Origin of the sequence: Sorangium sp. So ce887, from assembly GCF_051521455.1 — a bacterium.
Classification (GTDB): domain Bacteria; phylum Myxococcota_A; class Polyangia; order Polyangiales; family Polyangiaceae; genus Sorangium.
The window spans coordinates 433,109-450,701 of sequence record NZ_CP150354.1; the positions used below are offsets into that span (position 1 = coordinate 433,109).

Consider the following 17,593-nt stretch of genomic DNA (forward strand, 5'->3'; position numbering starts at 1 on the left):
CCGCGTGACGCGGCTTGTCAGCATCGACGGTGTCATCCATCGGCCGGAGGAGGCCAAGGTCTCGGTCTACGACCGCGGCTTCCTCTACGGCGACAGTGTCTTCGAGACCATCCGTACCTACGGCGGCGAGCCGTTCGCTCTGGAAGAGCACCTCGCCCGCCTCGAGCGCTCTGCCGAGCGGATCGCGATCGCGCTGCCGATCCCGCCCGACGCGCTCGCCCGCGAGGTGCGCGCGCTGATCCGGGCCGCGAGCGCGCCGGAGGGCGCCGGAGCCACGGCAGGCTCGGCGGGAGCCGCTGGCTCGGCGGGAGCCGCGGGCTCGACGGGAACGACGGGCCCAGCCGCGCCGCTCGAGAGCTACATCCGCGTGATGCTGACCCGCGGCAGCGGCCCGCTCGGGCTCGATCCCGCGCTCGCGGGCGCGCCGCTCCGCGTCGTCCTCGTCGAGCCGCTGAAGCCGCTGCCGGGCGCGCTCTACCGCGAGGGGATCTCGGTCATCACGACGCGCACCCAGCGGGCCGGCGACGCGGCGCCGGGGGCCAAGATCTCGAACTACCTCGAGAGCCTCCTCGCCCTGCGCGAGGCGCGGGCCGCCGGGGCCCACGAGGCGCTGATCCTGGACCCGTCGGGCCACGTCGTCGAAGGCACGACGTCCAACGTCTTCCTTGTGGAGCGGCGTCCGCCGGCGCGCGAGGGCGCGGAGGAGGCGGGATACCTGTTGATCACGCCGCCCAGGGAGGCAGGGATCCTTGTCGGCATCACCCGGGCCAACGTCATCGACGTCGCGGGCGAGCTCGGCATCCCGGTGTGCTGCGAGCCGGTCACGATGGCCCGGCTCCTGGCCGCCGAGGAGGCGTTCATCACCTCGAGCCTCCGCGAGATCGTTCCAGTCGTGCGCGTGGACGGGCACACCCTCGGCGCGGGACTCCCCGGCCCGAAGACCCGGGCGCTGCACGTCGCTTTTCGCAAGAAGGTGGGTCTTGGTGAGGCGCCCCTCCCGTGGGAGGCGCCCTGAGCCTCGGCGACCCACCGGACCGCGTCGAAATCTTGCGATCCATGATGTGCTGCTCGGAGCACGCGTCCAAGAAACGGGCTGGCACGCTCCCTGCGCGGTCGGAGGGGGCTCGAACCTCGCCCGCCGTACTATCTGCCCGAGAGGAATCCATGATGAATCGCTCGCTTCGAATCGCCTGCTTCCTGATCAGCGCTGCGTCCGCCGCAGCGGCGGCCGGGTGTGTCGTCACCGCCGAGACCCTCGTGCGCTACGAAGGCACCGACGAGAGCGTGCGTGTCGAGTACCTCCCGACCCAGAGCATCCGCATCGTGAGCGACAACGGTGACGTCGAGGTCCGCACCGGGAACGTGAGCGACGTCGTCGTCACCTTCTCCCCGTTCACGATGCGCAAGAAGGACGAGAACCTGCTCGCGGTGCAGGAGATCGAGGAGAACCTCGATCTCGCCGCGAAGACCGAGGGCGAGGTCGTCATCACGACCCAGCGCAGGGCGGGCTCCTCCGGGTACCTCGGCGCCGACATCGAGGTCGTCCTGCCCGCCGACTTCGACGGCGGGCTCCGCGTCGAGCAGGACAACGGCAGCGTCGAGATCGACCTCGACGGCGCCCCGTCCCGCGGCACCACCGTCCTGAGCGACAACGGCAGCATCGACGTGGTCGGCGCGCGCGGCGCGATCAACGTGGCCACCGACAACGGCGGCGTCTTCGTCGACCTCGACGCGTGGAGCAGCTCGGACGGGGCGATCAGCTCCGGCAACGGCGCGGTCGAGCTCTCGGTGCCGGCGGGGGTGGACGGGACGATGACCGCGCAGACGCTCAACGGCGACGTCGTGGAGCAGGGCATCCCCTCGACGTGGGCGACCGCCGGCGAGGGCAGCGCGACGTCGTACACGATGGGCGACGGCGACGGCGGCCTGCTCGAGCTCTTCACCGAGAACGGCGACATCACCGTCACCGTGAAGTAGCTCCGCCAGACAAAAGCCGAGAGGCGAGCGCCGGGTCGTTCCGGGCTCGCCTCTCGCTTTTGTTTCCCAGCGCGCCAGCGTGGCCGGCGCGCGCGATCACGCGCCGGCGTGGCCGGCGCGCCCGATCACCCGCCGGCCGCCTGCTGGGCCTCGCCGCCCGAGCCCTCGCCGCTCGGGGCCTCGGCGCCCGAGCCTTCGGCAGGCTCCTCGCCGCTCGCGGCCTCGGCGCCCGAGGAGGGCCCGGCCGCGCCGGCCGGAACCGGGACCCGCAGCTGCCCGCCGCCCTGCTGCGCGAGCACGCCGAGCGCCTTCTGGAAGAACGCCGCCAGGAAGGGGATCTCGCGCGGCGGCGCGGTGATCAGCCCCGCCTCCCTGATGGCGCGCGCCACGGCGAGGGCGGTGGTGGCCGCCGCGTCCCCCTTGCGCGCCCGCAGCGAGACCGCGCTGCTCCGCATCCGCGTCGCGAGCTGCCCGCGCACCTCGGGCGAGAAGAACCGGTCGGTCGCGAGCTCGAGCTCCTCGCGCAGCGCCGTGTTCACCTGCGCGGGATCGCGCATCCCGGCGGACCCGAGCCGCTGGCCGACCTTCTGCAGGAGCTCGTCGAGCGCCTGGCGGGCGGGCAGCCAGTGCCGGAACTCCGGCTCGTCGTGCAGGGCGGCGGAGCCGGGGATGAGCGTCGCCACCTGCTCGTCCGTCAGGCTCTCCTCGAGGTCCGCCACCGGGTGGCGCGGCTCGGTCTCCGGCGCGGGCTCGATGAGATCGCGACACCCCTCGAGCCCGAGCGGCACGACCTGCCCCGACACGGCGTTCTGCCGCTTCGCGGTCGCGATCCGGTGGCGGGCCCACTCCAGCGAGACGGGCACGGGCGCCGTGCCCAGGTTGTCGTACGCGCGCGCCCGGCCCTCCTTGAGCTGCGAGCCGCTGAGCCACCCCCCGCCGGCGTGCAGCACGCCGACCGACTCGCGCACGATCACCTCCGCGATCCGGTAGCGGCCGCTTGTGTCGCGGCTCGTGATCGCGATGGCCTCGGTCCCGCTCGAGTCGGGCGGGATCAGCGTCGCCTGGATCACCTCGGCGCGCTCCTCGGCGAGCCGCACCACGCGCGGCCGCGTCGGGATCGCCGCCCCGCGCGACTTCAGCACGTTGAGCGCCCGGCGCGCCGCCTTCCGCGCCGCGCCGGGGGCGTCCTCCGACTCGGCGGCCGCCGCGATCGCCTCGGCGTTGGAGGCGCCGATCCAGGCGTCGACGAGCGCCGGCGCGGCGTCGCCCGCCGCCCGCAGCGCCTCGATGGCCCGATCCCAGCCCGCCGCGAGCACCTCGGCGTCGAAGTCGACCTTCGCCGCCTCGGCGCCCGCGCTGCCCTCCGGGCGCGTCCCGCTGTCGGCCTTGCTCTTCGCGGCCGCCGTCGCCTGCTTCGCCTTGGCGGTGCGTGCGCTGAGCGCCTCGCGCGCCGTGAGCGCCGGCTTGTCCGTCGCCGCGACCTGCGTCGCCTTGGCCGCCGGCAGCGCGAACAGGAGGTGCGCCGGCCTGGCGGGGCCTTGCGGCTGCCGGGCGCCCTTGCCCGTCACGACCGTCGCGCTCGCGCCCTGGCCGACCACGGTCACCATCCGGTCGCTCTGCTGCTGCTTCGCCGCAGCGGGCGCTCGTCCCCCGGCGCCCCCCGGGCCCTGCGCCCCGGGCCGCGCGCCCTGCGGGCGCCCGCTGTCTGCCCGCCCGCCTTCCGCGACCGGTCGCGCCGAGAACCCGCGATCGGGCCTCGGTCCCCGGTCGGGCCTCGGCCCGCGATCAGGCCTGGGTCCGCGATCAGGCCTGGGCCCGCGATCGGGCCTCGCGCCCTGCTCCGCTCCGGCTCCCTGCGCCGCGCCAGGTCCCTGCTCCACCCTGGGGCCGCGCTCCGGCCGGGGCCCGCGGTCGGGCCTGGGCCCCCGGTCGGGTCGCGGGCCGCGGTCGGGCCTGGGCCCCCGGTCGGGCCTGGGCCCCCGGTCGGGCCGCGGCGCGCCGGATGCCGCGGCGGTCCGCTCGGGCCTGGGCGCGCGGTAGTCGCGGACGACGCGCGGCGCGACGGTGGGCGGCGGCGCGGCGTCTTCGGTCGGGGCCGGCGGCGGCGCGTCCGCCAGCGCCGGGCGCTTGCGGGGCGCGATCAGGTCCAGCAGCGAGCCTTGCGGCTCTTTTGCGGCGGCCTTCGCCGAGGGACGCGGCGCCTCGCCCGCGGGCTGCGCCGAGGCGCCCTCGGACGGCTCGTCGGCTCGCTTGGCGACGCTCGCGCTCGACGTGCTCGCCGAGCGGACGACCTTCCGCGCGCGCGGCTTGTCTCCGCTCTCTGCATCGGGGGCGCCCTCGTGCGCAGATTCGGGAACTGCGCTGGCGGTCCGCTCCGTGCTCTCGCTCTCGTTCTTTGTGCTCATGTCGAGGCTCCCGGGGACATTTTGGAGAGGGGGACCGCGGCCGCGGCTCCCCGATTATCGCGATAGATGGGCAACAGCTTCGATCTCGACGGCGGAGCCCTTGGGCAGCGCCGCCACCTGCACCGTCGCCCGTGCGGGCAGCACGCCGCCGACGGCTGCCCCGTACACCTGGTTGACGACGGCGAAATCCGCGAGGTTCGTCAGGTAGATCGTGGTCTTCACCACGTCGTTCCAGCTCGCGCCGGCCGCGGACAGCACCTCGCTCAGGTTCTTGATCACCTGGGTCGTCTGCGCCTCGATCCCCCCGGCGACGAGCTCGCCCGTCGCGGGATCGATCGGGATCTGGCCGCTGCAGAACACGAGATCGCCGGCCCTGACGGCCTGCGAGTAGGGCCCGATGGCGCGCGGGGCCCGATCGGATGTGATTGCGGTTTTGGACATGTCGACCTCTGAATGGTGGAGCGCCTCGGCGTGCGGAAGGCCCGCCCGGCCCTCGCTGACGTGGGTCGGGGGCCGGTCTACGCGGTTCCCTCTAGCCGAAGCTCTTCCGGCCTTCGATGGCTCGCCCCAGCGTCACCTGGTCGGCGAACTCCAGATCTCCCCCGTGCGGCACGCCGCTGGCAATCCGCGTGACCTGGATCCCCATGGCGCCGAGCTCGCGCGCGAGCAGGAGCGCGGTCGCCTCCCCGTCGACGGAGGGCGGGGTGGCGACGAGCACCTCCCGCACCGGCTGCTCGCGGTCGCGCACGCGCGCCCGGAGCGCCTCGAGCGGCAGCTCCTCGGCACCGACCCCCTCGAGGGGCGAGAGGAGCCGGCCGAGCACGAAGTAGCGCCCGCGCATCGCCCCGCTCCGCTCGATCGCCAGGAGGTCCTGGACGCGCGCGACGACGCAGAGGAGGCCGCCGTCGCGCCGCGTGTCCTGGCAGATGGCGCAGAGCGCCCCGCCGTTGTCGTCGATCTCGGCGATGTGGCCGCACCGGACGCACGGCCGGATGTGGTCGCAGAGCTCCGCGAGCTCGCTGCCCAGCTCGCGCGCGGTGTCCTCGCCGGCGGTCACGAGGAAGAGGGCGAAGCGCTGCGCCGTCTTCTCGCCGACGCCCGGCAGGCGCGCGAGCAGCTGGGCGACGCGCGACAGCCGGCCGGGCAGGCCTCCAGGCGCGCTGCGGAAGCCGGCGGGGCCGCCGTTCGGGAGCTTCGAGGAGCCGGGGAGCGAGGCCGGGGGACGCAACGCAATCAAGTGTGCATGCCGGGGAGCTTGACGCCGCCGGTCACCTTGGCGATCTCGCTCTCGACGAGCTTGTCGGCCGTCTCGAGCGCCGAGTTCGACGCGGCCACGATGGCGTCGAGCGCCATCTCCAGGCCCTCGCTCGCGAGGAACGCGGGGTCGACGTCGATCCGGCGCACCTTTCCCTCGCAGGTGACCACGACCGTGACCTTGTCCCCGGCGGCGGTCGCGCTCACCTCGCGCTCCTTCAGCTCGTCCTTCACCTGGTCGATTTTGCGCTGCATGCGCGCCGCCTGGCGAACCAGCTCATTCATTCCGCCGCGAAATTGCATGAGACGGCGGTCTATGCCGTGAACGGCGCCGCGCCGCAACCGGGAAGGGGACGCGGAGAGCGCGGCCTGTCCGGCCCCGTCCGGTCGCGTCTCACGTCGAGCGGCGCTTCCGCCTCTCCAGGGACTCCGTTGCGTACCCTTGCGCATGGCGCCCGGCCCCGGTCCCGGCGGAGAAGGGTGCGTTTTGCGCGGCAACTCTGGCAAACTCACCGGAATGCAGGGCGGCGTCCGCGTCGGCCACAGCTGCGGCGACGCGCTCGCCAGAAGGTGCTAGTCGAGCAGCGTATGAGCTACGTCGTCCTCGCGCGGAAATGGCGCCCGCAGTCCTTCGAGGATCTCGTCGGCCAGGAGCACGTATCCACGACGCTCGGCAACGCCATCGCGCGGGATCGCGTCGCGCACGCCTTCCTCTTCACGGGCGTCCGCGGGGTCGGCAAGACGACGAGCGCGCGCATCCTCGCCAAGGCGCTGAACTGCGTGCACGGCCCCACCGCGAAGCCGTGCCAGACGTGCCCGCAGTGCGCCGAGATCACCGTCGGCGCGGACGTCGACGTCCAGGAGATCGACGGCGCGAGCTACAACGGCGTCGACGAGGTGCGGAAGCTCCAGGAGAGCCTGCCGTACCGGCCGGCGCGCGACCGGTTCAAGATCTTCATCGTGGACGAGGTCCACATGCTCTCGAACGCGGCGTGGAACGCGTTCCTGAAGACGCTGGAGGAGCCGCCGCCGCACGTGAAGTTCATCTTCGCGACGACGGAGGTGCACAAGGTCCCGGTCACGATCCTGAGCCGGTGCCAGCGCTACGACTTCAAGCTCATCGGGGCGCAGGCGATCGCGGCGCGGCTCCGCTGGGTGCTCGAGCAGGAGAAGATCCCCGCCGACGAGCCGGCGCTCAGCGCGCTCGCGCGGGAGGCTGCGGGGAGCATGCGCGACGCGATGAGCCTGCTCGACCAGGTGATCGCGTGGGTGGGGACGAGCGGCGATCGCATCACGGCCGAGGGCGTGGCGAAGGTGCTCGGCGTCGCCGACCGCGTGGTGCTGCACCGGCTGGCGGAGGCGCTCGTGGACGGCGATCCTGCGGCGTGCGTGCGCATCGTGGGCGAGCTCGCGCATCAGGGGTACGACCTGCCGCACGTGGCCCGCGACTTCCTCGCGCACCTGCGCGATCTCGTGGTGGCGAAGGTCTGCGAGGATCCGGCGCCGCTGCTCGATCTCGCCGACGAGGAGGTCGCCGACGCGCGGGCGCTCGCGGCGCGCGCGGACGCGGACGATCTCACGCGGCTGCACCAGGGTTTCTCGCGCTCCTTCGACGACATCGTCCGGAGCGGCCAGCCGCGGGCCTCGCTCGAGATGGCGCTCGTCCGGCTCGCCAGGCGGCCGCCGCTCCTGCCGATCGACGAGCTGCTGCGCCGCCTCGGCGATCTCGAGCGGCGCCTGAACGGTGGAGGCGGAGGCGGCGGAGGCGGCGGAGGCGGTGGTGCGCCGGAGCGCGCGCCGCAGCGGCCCGGCGCGCCGTCCGGCGGAGCGGCTGCGCCCCGGCGCGGCGCGGCGCCGGCCGAGGCAGCGCCCGACGAGGCGCGGGCGGATGCGCGCGCCTCGGGCGCCGCGGCAGAGGGCGGCGCGGTCCCGGGGGCGGCGCGCGCGGGGAGCGGCGCGGCGGGGGCAAACGGCGCGGCGGTGAACGGCGCGGCGGTGAACGGCGCGGCGGTGAACGGCGCGGCGGCTTCGTACGGCGCGGCGGTGAACGGCGCGGCGGCTTCGTACGGCGCGGCGGTGAACGGCGCGGCGGCTTCGTACGGCGCGGCGGTGAACGGCGCGGCGGCTTCGTACGGCGCGGCGGCGTACGGCGCGCCGAGGGCGAACGGCGCAGCGGCGAACGGCGCGCCGGGCGCCGGGGGGGTGGCGAGGGCGACGGGCGGTGTGGTGGCGAACGGCACGTCGTCGGCGAACGTCGTGGCCCTCGCGAACGGCGCGCCGGGCGTGCACGGCGCGGCGGCCAGCTTCGCGGGCGGCGGCGCCGGGCCGGCCTTCGCGAAGGCCACGGCCTACGCGAACGGCGCAGCCGCGCCCGCGTACCGCCCCGACAGCGCGCCGCCTCCCTCGCCGCGCGGCGCCCTGTACTCCGTTCCGCAGAGCGCCCCGCCCCCCGCGGCGCAGGCCCCGGCGCCGCGGTCGAGCGCGCCGCCGCCGGCGGCGCAGGCCCCGGCGCCGCGGTCGAGCGCGCCGCCCCCCGCGATGAGCGCCGGCGATCTCGCCACCTGGCGCGCGGTGATCACCGGGGTCCGGGCGCTGCGGCCGGCGCTCGCCTCGGTGCTCGAGCACGCGGCCGTGCTGGAGCTCCAGCCGACCCGCGTCGTCCTCGGCTACGAGGCGAACTCGTTCCTGTCCGGCCAGGCCACCGAGCCCGCGGCCCGCGAGCTGCTCGCCCGGGTCCTGCGCGCCCATTTCGGCGGCCCCGCCGAGCTGGTCTTCGAGACGATCACCCGCGGCAGCGCCGGCCCCTCGCTCGCGCAGGTCGAGACCGCCGAGCGCAAGGCGCGGGTCGAGGCCGCCCGGCGCGCCGTGGCCGACCACCCGCTCGTCACGGCCGCGATCGAGCTGCTCGGCGCGGAGCTCAAGGACGTGCGGCTCTCTCAGGACTTTGCCGAGGGCTGAGCGTCCCGCGCCGCCGCGCAAGCGAGCTCAGCCGCCGTCCCGCAGCCAGCTGCGGAACGCCTTGACCGCCGCGTGCTGATCCGGCCAGCGCACGAAGCGCGCGAGCGCGACGAGATCCAGCTCTGGAAGGAGCTCGCTGGTCGCGATGGCCTCGTACGCCTCGCCGCGCAATGCATGGATCTGGAATGCATCGCGCTCCCAGAACCAGACCTCACGGACGCCGAGACCGCTGTAGACAGACAGCTTGTCGAGCCCACCGCTCGTCAGCACCACCTCGATCGCAATGTCGGGGAACTCCTTGAGCGGCTCGCCGACGCAATAGCACTCGTCGGGCTCGAGGCCGCGTGCCTTGGCCTCGCGACGGAACGTGGTCGAGCCGTAGCCCTGGAGCGGCACATCGCGCTCCAGCGCGAAGATCTCGATCAGGCGGGCGATGCTCTTCTTCGCTACTTCGTGATCGATGGACGGGCTCATCAGCTCCAGCGTTCCCTCGCAGAAGGTCATCCGCAGGCCGGGTGTGTCCAGCTCGTCCCGCAGCCTCACGTAGGTCTGCCAGGGGACGCCGTGGATCACGAACCGCTGCTCACCCGCGGGCGCGATCGAGGACGGAAACGGCATGTGGGCGGCGGCTACCATGGGCTCTCACGCAAGGTAGCACGCGCCCCCCGAGCCAGGAGCTCCGCCCGCTCTTCCACGGTGCCGGGGCCGACCTCGACCACCTCGCAGCCGGCCGCGCGGTAGAGCGCGCCGAGCCGCTGGTTGATCCGCTCCGCCTCGGCGGCGCGCGCCTCTCTGCTCCTGCCCCAGCGCGGCGCCTGCAGCTCGGGCATCACGGCGAACAGGAACACCAGCGCATACCGCTCGAACGCGGGCTCGCCGGGCGGCCACGGATACTCGGCCTCTCCGCTCGTGCGCAGGTAGTACTCGACCGGATCGAGAACCCCGCGCTCCAGCCAGTCGCCATCCCGCGCCTCCGCCTCGATCGTCTTCTGGGTCTCCAGCACCCGCGCGGCGAACTCCCGCTTTCGGCACATGGGACAGAAGTGGTCCGGCGCGTCGAGCGGGCGAAACGGCTCGTCCGGCGGATGGCCGTGGGTGCGCGCGCCGAGCTCGTCCAGCACGCGCCGGTGCGCCTCACCGTGCACGCCGTAGCCCCGCGTGGACGCGAGATGGCGGAGCGTCGTGGTCTTGCCGCACGCGTAGGCTCCCGTCGCCACGAAGAGGCGCTTGTTCGTTTCCATCATCCACCATCATCTCATCGCCGCACCCACCACACCGAGCCGGCGCCGCGCTCGGCCGACCGTCCGGCCAGGGACATGAAGTGAGCCACGGCGTCCATGACCTCTGCGTGCTTGTCGTTGTGATCGTGGCCGGCCAGGACGGCGCCCGGCCTGAGCTTGGGCCACCAGGCCTCGAGATCGGCGAGCACGGCCGCGCGGTCGTGCGAGCCGTCGAGAAACACGAGATCCAGGCTCGCGTCGGCGAAGCGCGCCGCCGCGTCCGTGGACGGCATCCGCAGGACGCTGGGCCGGATCCCGAGCGCCTCCATGTTCGCCTGGAACGCGCCCGGCACGTCCTCCGCGGCCAGCAGGGCGCGATACCGCTCGTCGTACGCGTCGCTGGAGCCTTCCCACGTGTCGACGCAGTGGAGCGCGACGCCGTTCCTCGCCGCGAGCCGCGCGACGTAGGCCGTGGAGAGCCCCTTCCAGGAGCCCACCTCGACCATCGCGCCACCCCGGATCGAGCGCACGAGCGCTCGGTACGCCAGGCCGTCTTCCTCGGAGAACCAGCCCTGGATCGGGTCGACCCGCGTCACCGGAAACAGCGCGAGGAGCGCCGCCTGCTTCTGCGCTGGATCGCTGTATTCGTATTGCCGGTCGCACAGCTTGACGAAGCCGCGGGCATCGTGCGCGACGAACAGGGGCCGCTGGATCACGGCGAATTTCTTGAGCGACGTGGACCGCTCGGGCTCCCGCTCTCCCGACCGGATCTCGTCGGCCGTGGTCGCGAAGATCACGTCCTCGTGCCGTATCGGGCGCCCCGGAGCCGGGCCGTCGGTCCACGGCCTCTCTCCGGGGTATCCGGCGCGGTCGGTGCCGTGCTCGAGGAGGCGAGCCAGCTTGTCGGTCTCGCTCGCGCGGAACAGGAGAGGGCCCGTGATGCCGCGCCCGTCGAGCTCGTCCAGCACCTCCTCGAGAAAGAGCAGGTTCCGGCCGATGTAGGGCAGGGGGATGACCGGAGGCGTCATGATGCGTCGAGCGACGCACGCGCCGCCGGGGGTGGGCCCAGGATGCCGTCCCACGGCTGCCAGGTGGAAGCGAGCCTCCCGTTCGGGTGGAAGATGAGCTCGTGGACGATGCCTGGGCCCGAGCGCTTCGTCTCCTCGAGCTGGGCGAGGTCGGCCTCCTCGAAGACCACATCGATGTCCTCGAAGCGGAACACCTCGACATAGTAGTAATAGCCCACGATCTGCCGCTCGAACGAGAACCGCGGGTCGGCGCTGAGCGCGTCGAGGAGCGGCTCGAGCCGGACGCGGGAGCGATCGCTGTATTTCACGACGTGGTTCTCGACCACCGCGGCCTTGTCGGTCTTCATCAGCTGGCGGAAGATCACGTTGTCGACGCCGAGCGACCGGGCGAACCGCAGATAGGCCACGATGGGCTCGACCGAGTCGATCTGCCCCTGCAGGAGCACGCAGGAGAGGCGCACCCGGGTGCCGCCCGCCGCTGCCGCCTCCACGACTTGGCGCAGCTCGTCGACGCTCAGGCCGTCCTTCATCACCATCAGCTTTGCGTTCCTGTCGTGATCCGGGTGGGCGCGGCTGATGTTGAGGTGCTGGACGCCTGTCTCGACGATCCAGTCGATCACCCGCTTTCCCTCGCGCTGCTGCAGGAGCCCCGACCCGTTCGTGGTGAGCGTCCGCTTGCGTCCTCGGCGGGCCTGCCCGAGGGCGAGGATGCGGGGCAGCCGCGGATCGTGGCTCGGCTCGCCGCCGGTGATGGATACCGTCGGATCGAGCGGCCGGAGCGCGACAAGGGACTCGGCCATGGCGTCGAAATAGCGTTCGTCGTCGTCCTCGACGGTCTTCTGCACCGACAGGCTCCGCCCGCGCGACGCCGGCCTGAGCTCCTCGACGCAGAAGTGGCATTTCGCATTGCAGGGCTGGCGGCTGTAGATGGAGAAGTTCGCATTGCGGTAGATCTCGACCGGCTGTCCCCACAGGTCGAAGCGCACCGTCTCGCCGGCGGTGCTGTTGCCCGTCAGATCGAAGGCGCGGCTCTTCAGGCGGCGCCATTCCTCGTGGAAGGGGCGCGCGCTCACGGCAGGTCTCGCATGGCGTCGGAGCGCGCCACGAGGTCGGGGCCGAAGGCGCGGCCGTCCGGGTTGAGCATCGTGAAATGGGTGCCGACGAGGAAGGGCTCGTCCCAGTCCTCGCGCTTCTGCGCGAAGCCGTAGCGCTGCAGGTGGAACACGTTGGCGAGCTCGATGAGCCCCGCGTCGCGCACCGCCTGCACGACCCACGCGTCGCCGTCGGCCTCGTCTTTCCGGAGCCGGACGTTCAAGACGAGCTGGCGGTCGCCGCCGAGCGCGGAGAGCCGCTCGTGCAGGGCGCGCGCGAGGGCGAGGAGATCGCTGTCGTGCTCGAGGAGGTGGTGGTTGATCGAGAGCTTGATCGTGGCCGGCTCGCCGAGCTTCTGGAGCCAGGCGTCGAGCCCGGCCGGGTCCCGCGGGATCTCGACGCCGTTGGTCACGACGACGACGCGCGCGCAGCGGGGCTCGGCGCGGGCGAGCCGCACCATCTCGTCGAAGTGCGGGTGGATGGTGGGCTCGCCGCCCTCGAGTTGCACCTCGAAGGGTCCCTCGGCCGGGAAGCTCGCCTGGTAGCGGTCGAGGGCGAGGAAGGTCCGGCCCCGGGGCGACGAGCAGGTGCAGCACCACGGGCACGCGCGGTTGCAGTGGTTCGAGGTGGCCACGTAGAGCCGGTGCGGCCGCTCCGCCGTGGGGCGGTCGAGCGGGAGCGCGCCGGTGAGCGTGGCGTTCTGGGGTCTCGTCGCGGTCGGCATGGGGCCTCCAGCGAGGAGGATACGGCGGAGGGGGGAGGGGATGAAGGAGATCTGGGGCCGCGCCGCCCCCTCACCTCGCCTCAACACCCCGCCGCCACCCTCCGCGGCAGCCGCGCCGTGAACGTCGTCCCCCGCTCCGCCTTGCTCTCGACGTCGATCTCCCCGCCGTGCGCCTTCGCGATCTGGTGCGCGATGAACAGCCCGAGCCCGAGCCCGCGCCCCGTGCTCGACCGGCCGTCCGCAGGCGGCTGTTGCCACGGATCGAACAGCGTCTCCAGCCGCTCCGGCGCGATCGCCGGCCCATCATTGTGCACCTCGATCTGCACGTCCTCCCCGCGCGGCCGGATCGCCACGCGGATGGCGCTCCCCGGGTCGGCATAGTCGACAGCGTTCTGCACGAGGTTCGTCACCATCTGGGCAATCCGCTCGGGATCCCACAGCCCGGCGCCGCTCCCCTGCAGATCGAGCCGGATCGGCACCTCCTGCTGCATGGCCCTGAGCTCGTCGATCGCCCCCTGGCAGAGGACATGGAGGTTCCCCGGGCTCGGCGCGATCGGGATGCTTCCGCCGAAGCGGCTCCGCGTCAGATCGAGCAGGTCGTCGATCGTCCGCGCCATGCGGCGGGCGCTCGCCGCAATGCGCTCGACGCTCCTCGCCTGGCGCGGCGTCACGTTGCCGTGGTGCATCAGCACGCTGGCCGCCAGCGTGACGGACGTGAGCGGCGTGCGCAGATAGTGGCTGAGCGCGCCCAGGAACCGATCGCGAAACGCGAGCTCGTCGATCCGCTCCGCCTCCGCCCGCTTGCGATCCGAGATGTCGATCACCGTGCCGATCATCCGGACGCTGCGCCCCGCGGCGTCGAAGAACGCACGGCCCTGCACGCAGACCCAGCGCTCGATCCGATCGCAGATCCCCACGAGGCGGTACTCGATGCTGTACTCCCCGCCGCTCTCCGGGTCCTGCGACCGCAGCACGGCCTCCTGCACGCGCGCGCGATCGTCCGGGTGGATCGCCGAGACGAAGAGCTCGTAATCGACGTCCGGCTCCGGACCCAGCCCGGACACCTGCCGGCAGCGGTCGTCCCAGCGCAGCTTGCCGGTCACGGTGTCGTAATCCCAGACTCCCACGCCGCCGGCTTGCGTGGCGAGCCGCAGGCGCGCAGCGCTGTCCTCGAGCGCGGCGCGCGCCGCCGTCTCGATCTCGCGGGCGCTCGTCCACATGCTCGCGTCCACCACCGCGTGGAGGATCTGCGCCTCCCTCACCCCGAGGGAGATCCCCTCGGCGGCACACACCTCGATGAGCACAGCCCGGAGGTGCGATAGCTCGCGCAGGGCCGCCGCGATGCAGCAGCCCTGCGCGGCGTGAAGGTGCGCGTGGTCCTCGACCCGCTCGTAGGCGCTCTGGAGCTCCCCGTCCTCACCGGCGAGGGGCTCGGCGCACGGGCTCGCCGCGAGCGCCTCGATGAGGTGCTCGAAGAGCCTCGGGACCTCGTCGACGAGCATCGGACCCCCGTTCCGCTGCGCCGCCACCGCCCGCGGATCGTCGAGCACCCGGCGCGTCCAGCGCTCGAGCACGTCGCGCTTGCAGCTGCGCAGCCTGGCGGCAGGGGAGGTCTCCACGGGCGGACCGGCGTCATCCATCGCCACAAAAGCGAGCGCACGCCAGCGCGGATGTCACGTGAGGACACCCCCTGATTGACGCGTCGGTGGCCGTCATACGGCCTCGCGCCCGGTGCCAAGGGGCCAAAGACGCCAGGAGGAGAAGAAGAAAAGAGAGGGAGACAGATCGCCGAGGCGCCCAGAGAGCCCGGAAATCCTCTTCCGAGCGCCCTCGGCGCCTTTCTGCTCTTCTCCGGGTCGCTTCACCCGGCGCGGCCAGGCACCGCGCCAGCTCCGTGCGTCAGAGATCCCGCCAGAAAACCGGCCGATAACGAGCGGTCGCCGAAAACAGTAGCGATTTTCATAATTTCCGCCTGTTTCGCCGCCGAGGGCGGCTCCGGTATGGCCCAACGGGGCGGCCTCCGCCGCCGCATCGCCCGCGCTCAAGGGCCGCGGGATCACCGATCGGGGTCGACGCCTAGCCCGGCGGCGCGGACGTTCTCGCCCCAACACTCGAAATATGCTCTCCGGCGGGCAAGCCCTGGCCCACCGCGGTCCAGAGGTCCCTAATGTGCTGATGGGTGGAGCCGCCAGCTGGAGGCCGTCGCCGCCATCCAACGCTCGGCGGACGCACACGCCCTCGTCCCCAGGACCACATTCTCCCGGAAATCGACGTGAATCGACGCAGCAACCACCGGTCGACCCATGTCGGCATGGTTGTTGCCCAAGCACGATGCTTGAGACGGAGAGCCATCATGAACAAATCACTCGAAGTTATCATTGTCGCCGCCTCCTATTCTATTGCCGGATGCGTCCTCGATGCCCCAAATGGCACCGACACGCACCTCGGAGCCGAGCATACGAACGAGCACGCTGAAGCACTTACGAATGGCGAATCCCCTGTTGCCGACAACAGCTCCCTGGCGAGATCGACGGTTCGAGTCAAAACTCAAACGCATCCATCGTGGTTCCCCCCCGGATTCGATTTGGTAGATTACTGCACGGGGGTCATCGTCGGCCCTCGGCACGTGCTGTCGGCGTCGCACTGCATTCCGCCAGCGGGCGACACCACGGTGACGTTCTATAACGGTCCGCTGCCAACGGGGGACTTCGCCACGGCGATCGCGGCCGTAGCACCGAGCGGGGTCGAGCTGGGCTCGTATTCGGATGACGGCCGCCGGGACACCAACGGCAAGTTCGCCGACATCGCGATACTCACGCTCGACTCGGATATCCCGAGCTATACGCGCCCGGCATTGCTCCCCCTGGGCTACCCCGGTAACGACGTTTCCGGTTACATGGTCGGCATCGGATATCACGACAATCAGCCGAACGACGACGACTGGGATATGCGGAAGCGCTCTGAGACCACGTATTCGAGTGACGTGAATGACGGGCACTTTTTGGTCAATGACGGGCACCTTTTGACAGATTGGCCGAACGTGAGCCATGGCGACTCCGGAGGCCCCTTCCTGGTCGGGGCGAGCACGCCGGGCCGATACGTCGTTCACGGCGTGGCAGCCTCGGCCGTCGACGAGTGGGGTACGTGGAAGACGAAGTACACGAGCATCGCGTACCGGCTAAACTGGGTCCTCAGCAAGATCAGCTATACCGGAGGAATGACCCGCAATGTGGGCGTCCAGCTCGTGTCAAGCAGCTTCATTATCGATCCATCGGTCGATCACAGCCGCAAGTGTGCATTGCATTGCGAGCACACCCCAAGCTGCTCAAGCTATTCCTATTCACTCACCGGCCAGCTGTGCACGCTCAACCTCGGGAGCGCGACGCCTGAAACGGCGAGCGGCTTCGTCTCGGGAGAGAAGCCATGAACGACGCCACCCGGCGCGAACCGCGCTCCGGGAGCCGCGGCCCATCAAACCGCGTGCCTATAGACCCAAACGCTCCTCGCCTTCGCTGTAGAGACCGAAGGCGACAGCGCAGCCAGGACGCTCGGATTGACGTCAGCTCCAGCACCTCGGCCGCGCGCCCCGCATGGCGCAGGCACGTCGCCAGGTAGCATGCCGAGCGCGGCCACTGCTCGGTGCCGGAGTTCCCCCGCGACGTTCGCGAGCGCCTCGTCCGGTAGGAAGGCCTCACCGACACATCGGATAGCGGACGCGGGGTTTCGCTGGGCTGGATGCTTCCCCGAGGTCGAGCGGCGGAGGGCCCGCCGGCCCCGATCAGGAGACCCTCCTCCAGGCTCCACACGTGCCCGGTGAGACCAGCCTCCGTCAGAGGGGTCACAGTCAACTACACGTGTCCAGGTCGCGCTCGCCGACGCGCCAGGCGAATACAATGCACGACGGGTTTGCTTTGCAAGGTCGTCGGCGCCGGCAGCACATGCGGCGACGCGCCCCTCGCGGAGGCGACCAGCGCCCTGGAGCCCGAGGCGCTCCCTGGCAGCGTGCTCCCCGCGAGCTCGGGGACGCACGCGGGGGACGCCGGCGTGTTCCTGCTGCCTCCCGGCAACTACCGCGTTTGCGCGACACCGATGAGCGACGCTGCGCCGTCGAGCGAGTGCGCTCCCACCGAGGGGACGGCGTACGTCGCCGCCGAAGCCACGACCGAGGTCCTGCTCGTGTCCCAGTGCGGCGGGGGCGCGAACGGCGGTCTCGACACGGTGGTCGCGCTGAACGACCCGCCGAGGATCAACGATCTCGACATCGCGCCCAGCAAGTTCATCTCCCGGTGCGAGACGGCCACGATCACCGTGGGCGCCGAGGATCCCGACGGCGACCCGATCTCCTTTGCCTGGTCGATCACCGCGAGCCCGGCCGGGTCCTCCCCGGCCCTTCAGGCGACCGGCGCCGCCAGCAGCTTCTCGACGGACATGCCGGGCGACTACCAGGTTCAGGTCACGGTCTCCGACGTGTATGCCGCGTCGAGCTCGCTGACCTTTCCCGTCCACGTGTCGGCCGAGGACTGCAGCTGTACGTGCCCCGAGGGCCTCACGCAGCTCCCTGACGGCGACTGCGCGACGAGCTACGACATCGACGACGCGAGATTCCATCGGGATGCAAACGTTCACGGAGACGGCTCCTCTGGGCATCAACGAGCCCGGGAGCCCTCTGGTCGCCGGCGTGACGTCGCTCAGGGCGGCCAATGCTTCCCTGGGCAGCGGCGGCCCCATCCACGGCGGCGTCGTCGTCGCGACGTGGGGCAGCGGCGTGCCGTTGATCCTACGCGGCTTCAAGGACGGCCGCGCGCGCGTGGAGCTCAATATGCTCCCCGTCTCCAGGGCGTCGAGGGACGGCTTCTGGGTCGGTGACGGCGCCGACATCATGAGAAACGCGCTGCTGTTCGAGTAGTCACCAGGCTTGGTACCACGGTCCCCCGT

The 17,593-nt window shown here is 71.9% G+C and carries 16 protein-coding genes and 1 pseudogene; 6 read left to right on the plus strand and 11 right to left on the minus strand.

All coding sequences use genetic code 11. The features are described from left to right. The first annotated feature begins 4 nt into the window (after nt 1-4). Together WMF36_RS01695 and WMF36_RS01700 are read left to right on the plus strand one after the other, a co-directional pair. Nucleotides 5-1,015 (plus strand): aminotransferase class IV, encoded by a 1,011-nt coding sequence (locus WMF36_RS01695; protein WP_437577812.1) that lies wholly within the window; start codon nt 5-7, stop codon nt 1,013-1,015. Between the two features lie 149 nt (nt 1,016-1,164). Next, nucleotides 1,165-1,977 (plus strand): hypothetical protein, encoded by an 813-nt coding sequence (locus tag WMF36_RS01700; RefSeq protein WP_437577813.1) that lies wholly within the window; start codon nt 1,165-1,167, stop codon nt 1,975-1,977. Between the two features lie 125 nt (nt 1,978-2,102). Here WMF36_RS01700 and WMF36_RS01705 read toward each other — a convergent pair whose 3' ends face one another. The 4 genes from WMF36_RS01705 to WMF36_RS01720 all read right to left on the minus strand — a co-directional run bounded on the left by WMF36_RS01705 (nt 2,103) and on the right by WMF36_RS01720 (nt 5,939). After that, nucleotides 2,103-4,382 carry a hypothetical protein gene (locus WMF36_RS01705; RefSeq protein ID WP_437577814.1) on the minus strand — a complete coding sequence of 760 codons (2,280 nt, stop codon included), beginning with the start codon at nt 4,380-4,382 and terminating at the stop codon, nt 2,103-2,105. 54 nt (nt 4,383-4,436) lie between these two features. Beyond that, nucleotides 4,437-4,823 carry a RidA family protein gene (locus WMF36_RS01710; protein ID WP_437508243.1) on the minus strand — a complete coding sequence of 129 codons (387 nt, stop codon included), beginning with the start codon at nt 4,821-4,823 and terminating at the stop codon, nt 4,437-4,439. Between the two features lie 91 nt (nt 4,824-4,914). Continuing rightward, the gene (gene recR / locus WMF36_RS01715) at nt 4,915-5,610 is read right to left on the minus strand and encodes a recombination mediator RecR (protein ID WP_437577815.1); all 696 of its coding nucleotides are present in this window, start codon (nt 5,608-5,610) and stop codon (nt 4,915-4,917) included. Between the two features lie 5 nt (nt 5,611-5,615). Next, on the minus strand, nt 5,616-5,939 hold the full coding sequence (locus tag WMF36_RS01720) for a YbaB/EbfC family nucleoid-associated protein (RefSeq protein WP_437485718.1): 324 nt from the start codon (nt 5,937-5,939) through the stop codon (nt 5,616-5,618). Nucleotides 5,940-6,224: 285 nt separating this feature from the next. Here WMF36_RS01720 and dnaX point away from each other — a divergent pair, with 285 nt between their 5' ends. Continuing rightward, complete coding sequence (dnaX, locus tag WMF36_RS01725) at nt 6,225-8,594, plus strand: DNA polymerase III subunit gamma/tau (protein ID WP_437577816.1); 2,370 nt, start codon at nt 6,225-6,227, stop codon at nt 8,592-8,594. A gap of 27 nt (nt 8,595-8,621) precedes the next feature. Here dnaX and WMF36_RS01730 read toward each other — a convergent pair whose 3' ends face one another. The 6 genes from WMF36_RS01730 to WMF36_RS01755 all read right to left on the minus strand — a co-directional run bounded on the left by WMF36_RS01730 (nt 8,622) and on the right by WMF36_RS01755 (nt 14,277). Next, nucleotides 8,622-9,230: a Uma2 family endonuclease gene (locus tag WMF36_RS01730; protein ID WP_437577817.1), complete on the minus strand. Its 609-nt coding sequence runs from the start codon at nt 9,228-9,230 to the stop codon at nt 8,622-8,624. Then, nucleotides 9,224-9,838: an ATP/GTP-binding protein gene (locus WMF36_RS01735; RefSeq protein WP_437577818.1), complete on the minus strand. Its 615-nt coding sequence runs from the start codon at nt 9,836-9,838 to the stop codon at nt 9,224-9,226. The genes WMF36_RS01730 and WMF36_RS01735 overlap by 7 nt, the downstream gene beginning before the upstream one ends. A gap of 11 nt (nt 9,839-9,849) precedes the next feature. Then, nucleotides 9,850-10,842 (minus strand): class I SAM-dependent methyltransferase, encoded by a 993-nt coding sequence (locus WMF36_RS01740; protein ID WP_437577819.1) that lies wholly within the window; start codon nt 10,840-10,842, stop codon nt 9,850-9,852. Beyond that, on the minus strand, nt 10,839-11,915 hold the full coding sequence (locus WMF36_RS01745; RefSeq protein ID WP_437577820.1) for a radical SAM protein: 1,077 nt from the start codon (nt 11,913-11,915) through the stop codon (nt 10,839-10,841). The genes WMF36_RS01740 and WMF36_RS01745 overlap by 4 nt, the downstream gene beginning before the upstream one ends. Further along, nucleotides 11,912-12,658 (minus strand): radical SAM protein, encoded by a 747-nt coding sequence (locus WMF36_RS01750; protein ID WP_437577821.1) that lies wholly within the window; start codon nt 12,656-12,658, stop codon nt 11,912-11,914. Before WMF36_RS01750 ends, WMF36_RS01745 begins: the two co-directional genes overlap by 4 nt. 80 nt (nt 12,659-12,738) lie before the next feature. Next, nucleotides 12,739-14,277: an ATP-binding protein gene (locus WMF36_RS01755; RefSeq protein ID WP_437577822.1), complete on the minus strand. Its 1,539-nt coding sequence runs from the start codon at nt 14,275-14,277 to the stop codon at nt 12,739-12,741. A 734-nt stretch (nt 14,278-15,011) separates the two neighbouring features. Between WMF36_RS01755 and WMF36_RS01760 the strand changes: the two genes are divergently transcribed. Continuing rightward, the gene (locus WMF36_RS01760; protein ID WP_437577823.1) at nt 15,012-16,085 is read left to right on the plus strand and encodes a trypsin-like serine protease; all 1,074 of its coding nucleotides are present in this window, start codon (nt 15,012-15,014) and stop codon (nt 16,083-16,085) included. Between the two features lie 640 nt (nt 16,086-16,725). Here the strand turns inward: WMF36_RS01760 and WMF36_RS01765 are convergent. Continuing rightward, nucleotides 16,726-17,019: a hypothetical protein gene (locus WMF36_RS01765; RefSeq protein ID WP_437582064.1), complete on the minus strand. Its 294-nt coding sequence runs from the start codon at nt 17,017-17,019 to the stop codon at nt 16,726-16,728. On the opposite strand from WMF36_RS01765, the pseudogene WMF36_RS01770 reads away from it, so the two are divergent. Beyond that, nucleotides 16,967-17,083 (plus strand): annotated as a pseudogene (locus WMF36_RS01770) (hypothetical protein); the annotation flags it as partial. The gene WMF36_RS01765 and the pseudogene WMF36_RS01770 overlap by 53 nt on opposite strands. Before the next feature lie 187 nt (nt 17,084-17,270). Continuing rightward, nucleotides 17,271-17,564 (plus strand): hypothetical protein, encoded by a 294-nt coding sequence (locus tag WMF36_RS01775; RefSeq protein ID WP_437582065.1) that lies wholly within the window; start codon nt 17,271-17,273, stop codon nt 17,562-17,564. Nucleotides 17,565-17,593 lie beyond the last annotated feature (29 nt).

Bases quoted from the DNA above. Each gene is read 5' to 3' on its own strand.
- dnaX (WP_437577816.1), top strand. From the start codon at position 6,225: ATGAGCTACGTCGTCCTCGCGCGGAAATGGCGCCCGCAGTCCTTCGAG.
- WMF36_RS01710 (WP_437508243.1), bottom strand. From the start codon at position 4,823: ATGTCCAAAACCGCAATCACATCCGATCGGGCCCCGCGCGCCATCGGG.
- WMF36_RS01735 (WP_437577818.1), bottom strand. From the start codon at position 9,838: ATGATGGAAACGAACAAGCGCCTCTTCGTGGCGACGGGAGCCTACGCG.
- WMF36_RS01760 (WP_437577823.1), top strand. From the start codon at position 15,012: ATGAACAAATCACTCGAAGTTATCATTGTCGCCGCCTCCTATTCTATT.
- WMF36_RS01705 (WP_437577814.1), bottom strand. From the start codon at position 4,382: ATGAGCACAAAGAACGAGAGCGAGAGCACGGAGCGGACCGCCAGCGCA.
- WMF36_RS01775 (WP_437582065.1), top strand. From the start codon at position 17,271: ATGCAAACGTTCACGGAGACGGCTCCTCTGGGCATCAACGAGCCCGGG.
- WMF36_RS01730 (WP_437577817.1), bottom strand. From the start codon at position 9,230: ATGGTAGCCGCCGCCCACATGCCGTTTCCGTCCTCGATCGCGCCCGCG.
- WMF36_RS01720 (WP_437485718.1), bottom strand. From the start codon at position 5,939: ATGCAATTTCGCGGCGGAATGAATGAGCTGGTTCGCCAGGCGGCGCGC.
- WMF36_RS01700 (WP_437577813.1), top strand. From the start codon at position 1,165: ATGATGAATCGCTCGCTTCGAATCGCCTGCTTCCTGATCAGCGCTGCG.
- WMF36_RS01750 (WP_437577821.1), bottom strand. From the start codon at position 12,658: ATGCCGACCGCGACGAGACCCCAGAACGCCACGCTCACCGGCGCGCTC.
- WMF36_RS01740 (WP_437577819.1), bottom strand. From the start codon at position 10,842: ATGACGCCTCCGGTCATCCCCCTGCCCTACATCGGCCGGAACCTGCTC.